11 protein-coding genes are annotated in these 14,412 nt (G+C 70.5%); 1 reads left to right on the forward strand and 10 read right to left on the reverse strand.

Features of this window, described 5'->3' with window-relative positions:
• Nucleotides 1-40: 40 nt before the first annotated feature.
• From ACWGI6_RS05040 to ACWGI6_RS05085, 10 genes are all read right to left on the reverse strand, one after another.
• Complete coding sequence (locus tag ACWGI6_RS05040) at nucleotides 41-1,621, reverse strand: alpha/beta hydrolase (RefSeq protein WP_453266184.1); 1,581 nt, start codon at nucleotides 1,619-1,621, stop codon at nucleotides 41-43.
• 640 nt (nucleotides 1,622-2,261) lie between these two features.
• Nucleotides 2,262-5,636 carry a pyruvate carboxylase gene (locus ACWGI6_RS05045; RefSeq protein ID WP_453266185.1) on the reverse strand — a complete coding sequence of 1,125 codons (3,375 nt, stop codon included), beginning with the start codon at nucleotides 5,634-5,636 and terminating at the stop codon, nucleotides 2,262-2,264.
• A 263-nt stretch (nucleotides 5,637-5,899) separates the two neighbouring features.
• The gene (locus ACWGI6_RS05050; RefSeq protein ID WP_453266186.1) at nucleotides 5,900-7,267 is read right to left on the reverse strand and encodes an ATP-binding protein; all 1,368 of its coding nucleotides are present in this window, start codon (nucleotides 7,265-7,267) and stop codon (nucleotides 5,900-5,902) included.
• Nucleotides 7,264-7,935 (reverse strand): response regulator transcription factor, encoded by a 672-nt coding sequence (locus ACWGI6_RS05055; protein WP_453266187.1) that lies wholly within the window; start codon nucleotides 7,933-7,935, stop codon nucleotides 7,264-7,266. Before ACWGI6_RS05055 ends, ACWGI6_RS05050 begins: the two co-directional genes overlap by 4 nt.
• A gap of 436 nt (nucleotides 7,936-8,371) precedes the next feature.
• The gene (locus ACWGI6_RS05060) at nucleotides 8,372-9,268 is read right to left on the reverse strand and encodes a M56 family metallopeptidase (RefSeq protein WP_453266188.1); all 897 of its coding nucleotides are present in this window, start codon (nucleotides 9,266-9,268) and stop codon (nucleotides 8,372-8,374) included.
• The gene (locus ACWGI6_RS05065; protein WP_453266189.1) at nucleotides 9,265-9,648 is read right to left on the reverse strand and encodes a BlaI/MecI/CopY family transcriptional regulator; all 384 of its coding nucleotides are present in this window, start codon (nucleotides 9,646-9,648) and stop codon (nucleotides 9,265-9,267) included. Before ACWGI6_RS05065 ends, ACWGI6_RS05060 begins: the two co-directional genes overlap by 4 nt.
• Nucleotides 9,649-9,677: 29 nt before the next feature.
• Entirely contained in the window at nucleotides 9,678-10,859 is a 1,182-nt protein-coding gene (locus ACWGI6_RS05070; protein ID WP_453266190.1) for a glycosyltransferase family 4 protein, read from the reverse strand.
• On the reverse strand, nucleotides 10,856-11,293 hold the full coding sequence (locus tag ACWGI6_RS05075; RefSeq protein ID WP_453266191.1) for a hypothetical protein: 438 nt from the start codon (nucleotides 11,291-11,293) through the stop codon (nucleotides 10,856-10,858). The genes ACWGI6_RS05070 and ACWGI6_RS05075 overlap by 4 nt, the downstream gene beginning before the upstream one ends.
• Nucleotides 11,294-11,604: 311 nt before the next feature.
• Complete coding sequence (locus tag ACWGI6_RS05080) at nucleotides 11,605-12,483, reverse strand: COG4705 family protein (protein ID WP_453266192.1); 879 nt, start codon at nucleotides 12,481-12,483, stop codon at nucleotides 11,605-11,607.
• A gap of 257 nt (nucleotides 12,484-12,740) precedes the next feature.
• On the reverse strand, nucleotides 12,741-13,583 hold the full coding sequence (locus ACWGI6_RS05085) for a COG4705 family protein (RefSeq protein WP_453266193.1): 843 nt from the start codon (nucleotides 13,581-13,583) through the stop codon (nucleotides 12,741-12,743).
• A gap of 145 nt (nucleotides 13,584-13,728) precedes the next feature.
• Here ACWGI6_RS05085 and ACWGI6_RS05090 point away from each other — a divergent pair, with 145 nt between their 5' ends.
• On the forward strand, nucleotides 13,729-14,412 hold the full coding sequence (locus ACWGI6_RS05090) for a response regulator transcription factor (RefSeq protein ID WP_453266194.1): 684 nt from the start codon (nucleotides 13,729-13,731) through the stop codon (nucleotides 14,410-14,412).

The raw sequence follows: 14,412 nt of genomic DNA on the forward strand, positions 1-14,412 counted from the left end.
CCGCTACCGCTTTCGTCAGAACTTCGCAGGCCTGCAGGTGTCAGCGCGGGCAGTTGGCAGTCTTGCCCGGCAGCTTTCCCCCGACCAGATATCTGTCGACGGCACGGTCGGTGCACGTGGACGGATGCTCCGAGCCGTACGCCCCGTGCCCCTCGCCCTTGCGTACGAGCAGCGAGCTGTGATCCAACTGCCGCTGCACCGCCTGCGCGTTCTCCAGCGGAGTGTGCGCATCGTCGGTGTACGACACCAGCAGCACCGGCGCCGCCCCGGATGCCTTGATCGGCTCGGCCCCACCGGTGGGGGCGATCGGCCAGGTCGCGCAGTCGATCATCTGCCAGGCGTAGGAGCGCCCGAAGAGCGGCGACTGCTTGGCGAACGCGTCGGCGGTGTCGAGCATCTGCTTCGGGGACTTCGGAGCGGACGGGGAGTCCAGGCACAGCACCGCCGGCATGCTCATCGACTCGTTCTCCTCGGTCCGTTCCTCCTGCGGCGTCGGGTTCTCGCCACCGCTCCCGCCGGCCGTCCCGGCCTCGAAGCGGTCGAAGGCGGCCCCGTCCCCGTCCATGGCGGCTACCAGCGCCTTGGTCAGTGGCTTCCAGTTCTCTTCGGCCGTCACGGCCGTGTCCAGATACGTGGACAGGGTGGCGTCGGTGAATTTCTCACCGTCGGCGCCTCGCAGTGGCTTCTGTGCCAGTTTCTTGGCGAACGTGGTGAGCCTCCGCAGAATCTCCTCGGCCGTGGCTCCCAGACGGTCGTCCCGGCGCGCGACGAGGTCCTGGGCGTATCGACGCATCGCGTCATCGGACGTCTTGACGTCGCGGCGGGCGACCTGCTGCATGTCGGCGGCGGGGTTGACGACACCGTCGAGCACCATCCGGCCCACCTTGCCGGGAAACAGCTTCATGTACTGCTGGCCGATGAAGGTGCCGTAGGAGAAGCCGGTGTAATTCAACTTGGTGTCGCCCAGGACCGTACGCAGCACGTCCAGGTCGCGCGCGACGCTCACGCTGTCCATGTGCCCGAGAACCGCGCCGCTCGCCCGCCGGCAAGCCTGGGCACGCTTGGTCGCGTCGGCGAACGCCTTCTTGGCCTCCGCTTCGGTACGCGGCGGATTCTCGGGCTCCTGTGCCACGCCGTCGGGGCACTTGATCTGCCCGGACCCGGCTATGCCTCGAGGGTCGAAGCCGACCAGGTCGTAGCGGGCCCGCGCCTGTTTGCCGGCCTGCCAGTTTCCGTCGGCCACGTCGGCCGCACCGCCCGCGCCGGGCCCGCCTGGGTTGAAGAGCAGTGACCCCAGTCGATGACTGTGGTCCTTGGCCTGCACCCGCGACACACGCAGTTTGACGGTCTTCCCGTCCGGGGCGGCGTAGTCCACAGGCACCGTCACCCAGCCGCACTCCGCGCCGGGCACGGCCTTGGGGGTGACATCCGCGCCGCAGGCCGTCCACTGGACCTTCTGCTGTGTGAAGCGCGCGGGCAGCACCGGGACGGATGTGTTCCTGCCCTTGGCGTCGTCGGGCTGGGACGCGGCGGCGCCGCTGACGCCGCAGACCGCCACCACCAACGTGGTGGTGGCCAGGACACCGGTGGTCAAGGCCATGGACTTGCGGGGTTTGGACATCGCCGTTCTCGCTCTCTCGCTACTCCGCCGGGAAGCATGCGCACAGGCGTCGCCATCCCGCAGTTGGCCCCGTCACAATCGGGCATGAGACATACGCAGCGTCGGCGGGCGAACACGCATCGACGTCATTCGGGGCGATGCCACGGTCGGCGAAGAGCGAGACCGCTCTGCCTCGTGGCCGACCGCGCGGCCACGGAAGGGCGGGACGGCATCCAGCAGCGGCAAGGAGCTGGGTGACAATGGTGTGGTTTGCCACGAACCAGGAACACGGTGAGTGTCGGGTTGCACTCACCGGGTGATCCGGTGGTGCTTCGAGCCGGCCCGCCCTCTGGCGCCGCCCGTCTGCAGGCAACAGATCGCCGCAGGCTCCCCGCCCGGCGGGGCGGCCCGGCTGCCACCACAGGCGAGGCCTGCCGAGGTGCCGTGTGCCGGATACCCCGCCGCCGCAGTGATGGACGGCGGGGCCCGTCACGGTACGTCTTGCTCCCGGGCGGCGAGCCATGACCTGGCGAGTCCGGCAGGACGCCGACGCTCATCGACCGCTCTTCGGTGTCGGCCGAGCGCCTCTGATCTCCGTGCGCCGGAGTCCCTTACGGAAGCGCGTCAGCTCGGCTGAGCGACCGCCGCGGCGAGAGGCGATTCACGCGATGTCGACGAGGAGATCGCCTCCCTCCACCTGTTGGATCTGGTTGATGGCCAGCCTGGCCACCCGCCCGGTCTTCGGGGCGGTGATCGCGGCTTCCATCTTCATCGCCTCGATGGTGGCCACTGTGGTGCCGGCCTCCACCTCGTCGCCCTCGGCCACCGCGAGCGTCACCACTCCGGCGAACGGCGCGGCGACATGGCCGGGGTTGCCCCGGTCGGCCTTCTCCGTCACCGGTACGTCGGCGGCCGCTGCGGTGTCGCGAACCTGGATCGGCCGCAGCTGGCCGTTCAGGGTGGACACCACGGTGCGCATGCCGCGTTCGTCGGCCTCGCCAACGGCCTCCAGCTCGATCAGGAGCCGTACGCCCGGCTCGAGGTCGACGGCGTACTCCGTCCCGGAACGCAGCCCGTAGAAGAAGTCCTTGCTGTCCAGCACGCTCGTATCGCCGTAGGCCTGGCGGTGTGTCTCGAAGTCGCGCGCCGGACCGGGGAACAGCAGCCGGTTGAGCGTCGCGCGCCGGTCCTTCTCCAGTCCCGTCTGGTCCTCCGCGGTCAGTTCCTGCACGGGCCTGGGTTCGGCGCGGCCTTCCAGCGCCATGGCGCGGAACGGCTCGGGCCACCCGCCGGGCGGGTTGCCCAACTCGCCGCGCAGGAAACCGATGACGGAATCGGGGATGTCGAACTCGTTCGGCGTCGCCTCGAAGTCCTCCGGCTTCACCCCGGCGCCCACCAGGTGCAGAGCCAGGTCCCCGACCACCTTGGACGACGGGGTCACCTTCACCAGACGGCCGAGAATCCGGTCGGCGGCGGCGTACATCGCCTCGATCTCCTCGAAGCGGTCCCCCAGGCCGAGCGCGACTGCCTGCGTACGCAGGTTGGAGAGCTGCCCGCCCGGGATTTCGTGGTGGTACACGCGGCCGGTCGGCGAGGCCAGGCCCGCCTCGAACGGCGCATAGATCCTGCGGACGCTCTCCCAGTACGGTTCCAGGTCCCCGATCGCCTTCAGATCCAGCCCGGTGGGCCGTGCGGAGTGATCGGTCGCGGCCACGATCGCCGACAGCGAAGGCTGCGAGGTGGTGCCGGCCATGGACGCCACCGCACCGTCCACCGCGTCCGCGCCGGCCCGGATCGCGGCGAGGTAGGTGGCCAGCTGGCCGCCCGCGGTGTCATGGGTGTGCAGGTGCACCGGCAGGTCGAACTCGCGCCGCAGGGCTGATACGAGCGTCTCGGCGGCAGGCGCCCGCAGCAGCCCCGCCATGTCCTTGATGGCCAGGACATGAGCGCCGGCCTCCACGATCTGCTCGGCCAGGCGGAGGTAGTAGTCCAGGGTGTACAGCCGCTCGGACGGGTCGGACAGGTCGGAGGTGTAGCACAGGGCGACCTCGGCGACGGCCTTTCCGGTCTCCCGTACAGCATCGATGGCGGGCCGCATCTGCCCGACGTCGTTGAGCGCGTCGAAGATCCGGAAGATGTCGATACCGGTGGCCGTGGCCTCCTGCACGAAGGCGTCGGTCATCTCGGTCGGGTACGGCGTGTAGCCCACGGTGTTGCGGCCGCGCAGCAGCATCTGCAGGCAGATGTTCGGTACGGCTTCACGGAGTGCGGCCAGGCGCTCCCAGGGGTCCTCGGCGAGGAAGCGGAGCGCGACGTCGTAGGTGGCGCCGCCCCAGCACTCCAGTGACAGCAGTTGCGGCACCGTCCGTGCCACCAGCGGGGCCACGGCGAGCATGTCCCTGGTACGGACCCGGGTGGCGAGCAGCGACTGATGGGCGTCCCGGAAAGTGGTGTCGGTGACTCCGATGACCGGTGACTCACGCAGCCACCGGGCGAACCGTTCCGGGCCGAGCTCGGCAAGCCGCTGCCGGGAGCCGGCGGGCGGTTCGGTGGCGGGCAGGGGTGGCAGTTTGGTGATCGGGTCGATCAGTTCGGGCCGTGCGCCGTGCGGCTTGTTCACCGTCACGTCCGCGAGGTAGGTGAGCAGCTTCGTGCCGCGGTCGGCGGAGTGGCGCGCGGTGAGCAGGTGCGGGCGCTCTTCGATGAACGACGTGGTGACCCGCCCGGCCCGGAAGTCCGGGTCGTCGAGCACGGCTTGCAGGAACGGGATGTTCGTGGCGACACCGCGGATGCGGAACTCGGCCACCGCGCGCCGGGCCCGGCCGATGGCGGTGCTGAAGTCCCGTCCCCGGCAGGTGAGTTTGACCAGCATCGAATCGAAGTGCGCGCTGATCTCCGTACCGGCGTGCGTGGTGCCGCCGTCCAGCCGGATCCCCGAGCCGCCCGGCGACCGGTAGGCGCTGATCCTGCCGGTGTCCGGGCGGAAGCCGTTGGCGGGGTCCTCGGTGGTGATACGGCACTGCAGCGCGGCGCCGTGCAGGACGACCGTGTCCTGCGTGAGACCGAGATCGGGCAGCGTCTCACCTGCGGCGATACGCAGCTGCGCCTGCACGAGGTCGACGTCGGTGACCTCCTCGGTCACCGTGTGCTCGACCTGGATGCGCGGGTTCATCTCGATGAAGACGTGGTTCCCGTCGCGGTCGAGGAGGAACTCCACGGTGCCCGCGTTGCGGTAGCCGATCTGCCGGGCGAACGTCACGGCGTCGGCGCAGATCCGCTCGCGCAGTGCCGGGTCGAGATTCGGCGCGGGCGCGAGTTCGATCACCTTCTGGTGCCGGCGTTGAAGCGAGCAGTCGCGCTCGAAGAGGTGGATGACATTGCCGTGCCCGTCGGCGAGGATCTGCACCTCGATGTGGCGGGGGTCGACGACGGCTTTCTCCAGGAAGACGGTGGGATCGCCGAACGCGGACGCGGCCTCGCGGGCCGCCGCCTCGATGGACTCGCGCAGCATGTCGGGGTCCTCGACGCGCCGCATACCGCGCCCTCCGCCGCCGGCGACCGCCTTGACGAACACGGGAAAGCCGATGTCCTCGGCGGCACGTACCAGTTCGTCCACGTCGGTGGAGGGCTCCGAGGAACCGAGCACCGGTACGCCGGCCGCGCGCGCGGCGGCCACCGCGCGGGCCTTGTTCCCGGTCAGTTCGAGCGTGTCCGTGCCCGGCCCGACGAACGTGATGCCCGCCTCCTCGCACGCACGCGCCAGCTCGGGGTTCTCGGACAGGAACCCATAGCCCGGGTACACCGCGTCCGCTCCCGCCCTGCGCGCGGCACGGACGATCTCCTCCACGGAGAGGTAGGCACGCACCGGGTGTCCCGGCTCGCCGATCTCATGTGCCTCGTCGGCCTTCAGCCGGTGCAGTGAATTGCGGTCCTCGTGCGGGAAGACGGCAGCGGTTTTCGCGCCCAGCTCGTAGCTGGCACGGAATGCGCGAATCGCGATCTCACCACGATTGGCGACCAGTACCTTGCGGAACATTCTCGATCCCTTCAGCCTGCCGTAGCGGACACCATGGTGTCCGCTACGGGCAGATCAGACGCCGGACCCGTAGTGACTTGTTACCTGACCAGGCGCCATGTATCTCAGCAATGGGTCAGCATGCACCCTGCCAGAGGTGTGGAAAGACGCCGACACCTGCCCACCGGTGTCGCCCTCCGAACCCCTCTGAACTGCAGAAACACCGGTCAGCCCGCTAAGACTGCAGGTGTGGTGAGCGCGGTACCACCAGCGAGCCGGAGCGGTCAGCCCGCGGGAAGAGTAACGGTGAAGCGTGCCCCGGGCCCGCCGCCGGCCAGGGTGATGTCGCCGCCGGCCGCGCGGGCCAGACGCCGGGCAAGCGCCAGGCCGAGCCCCGCGCCGTCGTGTCCGTCCTCGGGCCGCGCACGACGGCCGGGCTCGAAGAGCGAGGCGACGAACTCCTCGGGCACACCGGGCCCGTCGTCGCTGACTTCCACCGTGACCGCACCGGCCGCCGCGGTGCAGGCGAGGGTGACCGAGTGCTCGGCATACCGGAGGGCGTTGTCCAGCAGCGGCATCAGAATCCGCTCGGCGACGGCGGGCGAGACACCGATGTCCACCGCCTCACCGACCACGCCGACCGTGGGGGCACCGGGGTGTGCGGCGGCGATGCGCTCGGCCAACTGGTGCGCCAGGTCGGGGAAACGGCAGCGCCCGGGGGTCTGTGAGCTGCGCGTCCGGACCTCGGAGAGCAGGGTGTCGCAGATCTGCTGCATGGTGGCGGCGGCGCCCGCGATGGCTTCGTGGGAGGCCGCCTGTTCGTCCGCATCGCGCGGACGGCGGGTCAGCCAGTCGGCTTCCGCGGTGATCCGCGCCAACGGCGTCCGCAGCTCGTGGGACAGCTCGGCGGCCTGCTGCTGCTCATGTCGCAACACGGCGGCGAGCCGGTCCAGCAGGGCGTCGAGACTGGTAGCGAAGGAAGCGAGCTCGTCGGGGCGGCCGACGGCGCCGAAGCGTTCCGGGGCTCCGGCCGCACTCCACCGCGCGGCCTGGTCACTCATGGCGGCGACGGGCCGCAGGGCCCGGCGCACCACGAGCCGGGTCAGCAGATAGATGGTGCCCAGCAGCAGCGCCGCCAGCGCGATCGACCCGGCCAGGGCGGCCTCCGCTGTACTGCGATACGGGTCGAGGATCACGGACGAGACCACGGTGCCCGCCTGCCGGCGGCCGTCGGGGGCCTTGACCGGGAAGGCATAGAGCCGGGTCGCTCCGGGCCCGCCGGTCTCGGCAAACGCCTCGCCGTGGCCCGCCAGCAGCGCCGCCTGCCGTTGCAGACCGGCAGGCACGCCGGGCGGCTTCTCGATCGCGCGGTTGCCCTGGAAGATCCACACGCCGGTGTCCAATGCCTGGTCCTGCGCGGGCTCGTGGACGAGCAGCCGCCCGCCGGGCCGTGCCTCCACGGTGGCCGCCACCGCCTCCGCCCGGGTACGGAGCACGTCGTCGGCCTGCTCGTGCAGCCGCTTGTCGAGGGCCAGATTGAACACCGTCGTCAGCACGGCGACCCACAGCGCGCCGGTGGCCAGCGCCATCAGCGCCAGCCGGCCACGCAGGGTGCGTGGGGCGGGGAAGCGTTTCCCGGGAATGCGTTTCATGAGAAGCGGTAGCCGACGCCGCGTGCGGTGCTGATGCCGTGCGGGCTGTCCGCCTCGCGCAGCTTGCGCCGCAGCCGTGCCAGGTACTGGTCCAGGGTGTTGTCACTGACCTGCGCCCCCTCCGGCCAGCCCGCCCGCACCAGCGCCTTGCGGCGTACCACGGCTCCCGGGTCCGCCATGAGACAGGCCAGCAGCCGGAACTCCGTAGGGGTCAGCGGGACCGCCTCGCCGTGCACCGTCAGCTCGTGCCGTACTGGGTCCAGACGCAGCGCGCCCGCACTGTCGGCGAGCGCGTTGCCGCTGCCCCCGCGGCGCAGGACCGCCCGGATCCGGGCCGCCAGCTCACTCAGATGGAACGGCTTGGGGAGGTAGTCATCGCCGCCCGAGGCGAACCCGGCGAGCCGGTCGGTGAGATTGCCGCGGGCGGTCAGGAAGATCACCGGTGCCGTGATGCCCGCACCGCGCATCGCCTGGCAGACATCCCGTCCGTCGGAATCCGGCAGCCCGATGTCGAGTACCACCGCGTCCACCGCCGCGTCGACGCGGCGCAGCGCCGCGGCACCGTCAGTGGCGGTCACGACGTCGAAGTCCTCCTCGCGCAGGCCGCGCGCGAGGACGTCGCGCAGGCCGTGGTCGTCCTCGACGATCAGAATGCGGGCAGCGGTCACCTCGCCAGTATTACCCCGGCCCGCCCCGCCCCCGTGAACGAGGACGAGGGCATCGGTGGACGCGTTCAGGTTCCGTTCAGGTCCGGCCCGGTCTCGCGCGGCGGGGAGCGGAGGGAGGGGCGCAGAGCCCGGGCCCGCTCAACGGGCCCGCGGTCGCGTGATCGGTGGCACACCTCATGGTCATCGAGGACGCCCCGATGATCGGCAGCCGGCTCATCGCCACACCGCGCGTGCCCGGCCGCAACGAGCGCGGACAGGGCATGACGCATGGGGAACACTCGGCCAGCGGACATGAGTCAGCCGGAATACCGCGCGGTCTCCGCCCTGCTCCAACAGGTCGTGCATACCGGCTGCGGCGTGTCCGGCCTCGTCACGCACCGGTCAGTAGAGGTAGCCGCGCCCGGCTCGCTCGCGGCTCACCAGACCTTGTCGGGCCCTAAGGCGTGAGGGCGCTCCCCAGGAAGTGGAGGAAGTCGCTGGTCGCGTCGGCGGCTCCGACGGCGGGGAGGATCGCCGAGGCGAGTACCGCGACGGCCAGCAGCCGGGCGCGGGGAAGGGGTGCGGCCTGGAGGGCCGCGACGCGTCGGGTGACGGCCAGTTGGGAGAGGTGCAGCGCGGAGGAGAGACGGCTGCGGTGGGAGAGCAGCGCGGCGCGGGCGACGGCCCGGGCCGTGGTCTCGCGTCCGGCGCCGGTCTCGGCCGCGTCCTCGTCCGCCCACCTCTCCAGCAGGAAGGTGACCGTTTCCCGCAGGGGTATGAGCACCGGGACCACGGCCGCGGCGAGGTCGGCGACCAGCCGGAGCCGGTCGTGCCGGTGCCGCAGATGGGCGCGCTCGTGGGCGAGCAGGACCCGGCGCTCGTGCGCGTCCAGGCCCGCGAGCATGGCGGAGGTGACCACGATCCGGCCGTCCGTGCCGGGCAGCGCGAACGCCTGGGGGGTGCTGGAGGTGATGACGATGAGCTCACTGTCCGCGGGATGCGTCTCGCGCAGTCGCTTCAGGTTCCGCAGGGTGGCGCGATGGGCCCGTAGGACCCGGTGGGCTCGGTACGCGCCCCATACGAGCAGGGCGATGGCCAGTACGGCGATGACCTCCGGGACGGGCTCGGGGATGTGCAGGCGGTCCTCCTGCGCCTCGGCTATCACTGGCGGCGCGTCGTCCAGGAGCGTGCCGCCCAGCAGCATCAGCGCCCACACCGAGGCCGCTGCCGTCACCCCACCGGTGATGACCAGGGCCCGTGCCGCGTAGGCGGGGGCGAGCACCCGGCCCACCCCCGGAGCCGCCACGGCCAGCAGCACCGCGAGGACCAGGGGCACGTACACATCGACCCTCATGTGTCGCTGCCCCCGCCGAGAAGTTCCCGCAGCGCCCGTTCCTCCGCCGGGCTGAGTCCGGTCACGAACTGCTGGAGCGCGGCGATGGGGTCGGGGCCGCGGTCCAGGGCCTGATGCATCACCTCGGCCGTCAGCTGCGCCGCGTTCTTGGCCGGACGGTACGCCCCTCGCCGGCCGTCGGCACCGCGCACGACCAGGCCCTTGTCGTACAGGCGCTTGAGGATGGTGTGCACCGTGTTGTAGGCGAGTCCGCCGATGTCCGTCTGGACCTCGGTGGGGGTCATCGGCCGCTCGGACGCCCACAGCGCGGCGAGGACCTCGCTCTCCAGCTCACCAGAGCTGCGGCGTTCGCCTTCGCCACGGGAATTGCCGGGAACCATGACCCCCACCTTACGGCGCGTAGGGGCGCTCAGGCGACGAGCAGTTCGGAACCGTGCTTGGCATCGAGCAACTCGGCGAAGAGCCGCTCCCATCGAGGCCGGAGAAGATCCATGTCGTAGCGGCGGGCGGAGACGACGGCCCGTTCGCCCAACTTGTCGCGCAGCGGCTCGTCCTCGATCAACCGGGTCATGGCGGCAGCGAGGCCGCCGGTGTCGTCCGGGGCGACGAGCAGGCCGTCCTCGCCGTCGGTGATGATCTCCCTCGGACCCTGCGGGCAGTCATAGCTGATCACCGGCACGCCATGGCTCATCGCCTCGGCGAGGACCATTCCGAAGCCTTCGTGCCGGGAGCTCAGGACGAACAGCGAGGCCTTGGCGAGTTCCTCGTCCAGATGCGTGGTGGCGCCCATCAAGTAGACGTGGTTGTACAGGTGGCGGGCGTGGATGAGGTCGCGCAGCCGCTGCTTCTCCGGCCCCGAGCCGAAGATCCGCAGCTGCCAGTCGGGATGCTCGCGGGCGACCTCGTCGAAGGCAGTGATCATCTGGTCGAACCCCTTGGACCTGACCAGCCGCCCGGCCGCGACCACCACCGGCCGACGCAGGGTCGAACGCTGGGCCGTGGCGCCGTGGAGCGGGTTGGGTATGCGCGCGATCCGCACATCGGACACGGTCAGCGCCGAACGGTAGGCGCGCTCATCGGCATCGGTGAGCACCGTGACCGCGTCCAGCTGCGGGTAGAACTCCCGGATGGCATCGGCGAGCTCGGGCTTGTGGTGCGCGTAGTGCAGATGTTCCTGCGCCACCCTCGCCACGCCCTCCGGCGCATACCGCGCGATCAGCAGATTCAAGGCCGGCCGGGTCCCGACGACTATCCCGTCCTCCAGCGACTGGAGATAGCGCACGATGCGGCGGTCCGTGAGCCGGTTGAACCGGTGGTAGCGCACTTCCGCCTTCGGCACCAGGCGACTTGGCCCCCGCATGGCCAGTGACTCCCAACGCCGGCGCCAGGTGGGCGCGGCAGCGGATACGTCGAGCAGCGGGCGCAGGCGCACGCGGCGGTCGAGGGCGAAGACCGGAGTCTCCCGGCGGCGCCACACGCTGACGACTTCCACCTCATGGCCGGCGGCGACCAGGGCGTTCGCCTGACTGATCACCGTCCGTACGGTGCCGCCGACGGTGTAGGCGTTGAGCAGCAGGAAGCGGATCTTCATGGTGCCTCCCGACGGCAGACGACCGACAGGTTGTCCTTCACCGTGTAGTACGGCTCGATCCACATGCCCGCCACCGCCTGGGCCGGGTAGGTGAAGATCTTCTTCTTCCCCACGATGTCGTCCAGGTGGCGCCCCAGCCGCAGGATCTCGGCCCGGCCGGGAAGCTTCAGATACAGATCCCAGGTCTGCTCGGCTCCGGAGCAGGCCGCGGCCAGCTCGTCGAGGCCGATGGACGCCCCGAACCGGCCGCCCGTACCAGCGGTCGACAGACGCAGTTCGCTGCCTGTGGATTCCCGGGAGCGGACGACCAGCGTCCCGTCTTCCCGCGAGCCCCCGCCCGCCACCATTCCGCGGATGAGGATCTGGCCGTCGCGCGGCCAGACTTCCTCCACTTCCGCCTGCGCGGGTATGAAGACGGCATTCGCCCCGTCCACCAAAAGCACCTCCCACAATCCGCCCTACAGCCCGTAGGGTCCCTAAACCCTACATGTTGTAGTGCAGGAAGAGGGGAGAGGTCGATCACCTCCGGTGGGAGAGCGGGAAGGCCGGGACGGGGCACCGAGAGGACGGGCGTGCGGGGGCGGGCCGATGTGGGGAGGAGGGCTCCGCCGGCGGTGAAGTGACCCATGACGCCGGGCACACCCCGGGCACGCGCTTCGTGGTCAGCCTGCCCGCCGGATGCCTCTGTCCCGCCCGACGCCCCCAGGCGGGACAGCTGCGGACACCGCGCCTGTCCCGGTGATGCTCAGGAAACACCCGTGAGGGTCTTGTCCTGGGGGACCGCGGTCCTGCGCTCCTGTACGTGGGCATAACCCATGAGGCCGATGAGCACCGCCAGGAGCACCGCCGAAGAACCCGCCGTGCCGAGGTCGAGACCGCCCTTGGCGAGCGGCTTGGTGAGGAAGTCGCCGGCGGTCGCCCCGAGGGGCCGGGTGAGCACGAAGGCGATCCAGAACAGCACCACGTTCGGCACGGCCGGCACCCGCATCAGGACGACGAGTACGGCGAGCACACCGGTGACGAGCAGGGCGCCGCCCGCGTATCCGAGCCCGGAGCTGTCGGAGAGGAAGTCGCCCATCGAGGTGCCGAGCGTGTTCGACACGAGGATCGCCGCCCAGAAGAGGGCCTCCGCGCGGAAGGTGACGATGTCGCGGATGGCGAACGTCAGGCCGGTGCGCTTCCAGATGACGAAGATGGCGAGCAGCAGCGAGATCAGAATGGCGGCCCCTGTGGGGTAGCCCAGCCCCAGGCCCTGCGGTCCCCAGCCGAGCGACTTCGCGCCGTCGGTGAGGAACTTGGCGCTGGCGTCCCGGTTCATGAAGTCGGACATCGTGGTGCCCGCCATGCTCGTGGACAGGATGACCGTCCAGTAGAAGAAGGGGTTGTAGCGCCGCGACCGGAGCTGCACGACCAGCGTGACCACGAAGATCAGGAACAGCGCGATGGTGGTCAGGAAGTAGCCGAGCTTGAGGGTCTGGGCAAAGAGGTCACCGGCCGTCTCGCCGAGGGTCGTCGCGGCGATCTTCATGACCCAGAAGGCCAGTGTGACCTCGGGGAGCTTCCGCAGCACGTACCTGTCGGTACCGGCGACGTCCATGTCGGTCAGGACTTCGGGCTCAGGCAAGGTCGATCCCTCCTGGGAGGCGCCTCCGCATCGCCACACGTCGTGCCGTGGGGCCCTGCGGAGTACGCACAATGGTGGCAAATGGCGAGTACGAGGTACACCGCGCTCAGCGATGACGCCGCACGCCGCCCAACGCTCCCAGCCGCAGCCTGAACACATCCTGAACGCCACCGACCGCACCCACGAAGCACCCCCGGACGGGTGAAAGCCGGCCCCCGGAACCCGGGGACCGGCCGTCGTTCGGGGCGAGCCCGCGCTCAGCTCGCCCGTGCGGTGAGCCGTTCCGGCTCGGAGACGTCTCGCCGGGTGACCGTCAAGAACACCACCAGGCCGAGGATGACGGTGAGGAACAGCACGCTGGTGATCACCGTGCCCAGGCCGAGCCCGCCGTCCGAAGTCGGCTGGGACAGGTAGTCGCCGATCGAAGCGCCCAGCGGCCGGGTCAGGATGTAGGCGATCCAGAAGCTCCACACCGCGTCCAGACCAAGGGCGAAGTGCGCCACGGCAACCGCGGCGATCCCCAGGGCGAACAGGCCGGCGGAGAGCCAGTACCCGAGGTCCATGCGCTCGGCGACCAGGTCACCGGCGGCGGTGCCCAGGGCGAAGGTGAACAGCACGGCGAGCCAGTAGAAGGACTCGCGGCGGGTGGTGTCGACATGGTGGATGGACAGGGTCCGCTCACTGCGGTACCAGGCCACGAACACCACGACGAGGGCCACCCCGAAGGCCACCGTGCTGGTCTCCAGCGGTACGCCCAGATTGTCGGTGAGGTTGTCGCTGATCAGCGTGCCCACCACGCTGATCAGCGCCACGGCGAGCCAATAGATACCGGGCCGGTAGGCGCGGGTGCGGAACTGCGCCACCAAGACCGCGACGAGCAGGACGCTCATCAGCAGCGACACACCCGTCAGGCCCAGGCCGAGCTTCGCGTTGAGCAGGTCGGCCGCGGTCTCGCCGACGGTGGTGCAGAGAATTTTGATGACCCAGAAGTACGCCGTGACTTCGGGAACCTTGTTCCAGCGGAGGCGCCGGCCAGTGGGGGCGGAAGCAGTGCCGGACGCCTCGTGCGCCTCGACTGCCCCAGGGATATCAGCTGTCATGGTGCCCGACCGTGCCATCAGCAACCTGAACGCATCCTGAGCACGCACCGCGCCGCACTGTGCCGCGCCGCATCGGGCGGGATCATGGCTGCCGTGCCCACCTCGCCGGGTCGTCCGCGGCCCCACCTCCGGCTAGCGTGATGACGTGGCGCGCATCGTGATCGTCGAGGACGACGACGCCATCGGAGGCCGGCTCGCGGCGACGCTGCGCGCCCAAGGCCATGAATGCGACTGGTGCCCCGACGGAGCTTCGGCGCTGGCCCGTGCCAGGCACGGGCCGGCCGATCTGGTGCTGCTGGATCTCGGGCTGCCGGACGTGGACGGCTTCGAGCTGTGCCGCGCCATGCGGGAGTTGCTGCCCGGCGCGGTGCTCGTCGTGCTGACCGCGCGCACCGGCGAGATGGACGTGATCGAGGCGCTGGAATCGGGCGCCGACGACTACCTGACCAAGCCGTTCCGGCTCGCCGAGTTGCAGGCTCGGATCGCCGCCCATCTGCGGCGCGCCGGTCCGGGCCGGTCGGACGGCGCGAGCCGGATCCGCTACGGCACCCTGCTGATCGACCGCGCCGCCCGGCGCTGCCTCACCCCGGCCGGCGAGGTGGAGCTGCGGCCCAAGGAGTTCGACCTGCTGGTCCGGCTGGCCGTCTCGGCCGGCCGCGCGGTGAGCCGGGAAGACCTGATGAGCGACGTATGGGACGAGAACTGGTTCGGTCCCACCAAGACGCTCGACGTCCACGTGGCCGCGCTGCGCCACAAGCTCGGTGACCGGGTGCGGATCGCGACCCTGCGGCACTTCGGCTACCGGCTCGAACCACCCAAGGAGCCCTGA

The sequence above is a fragment of the Streptomyces sp. NPDC054786 genome (assembly GCF_053611685.1).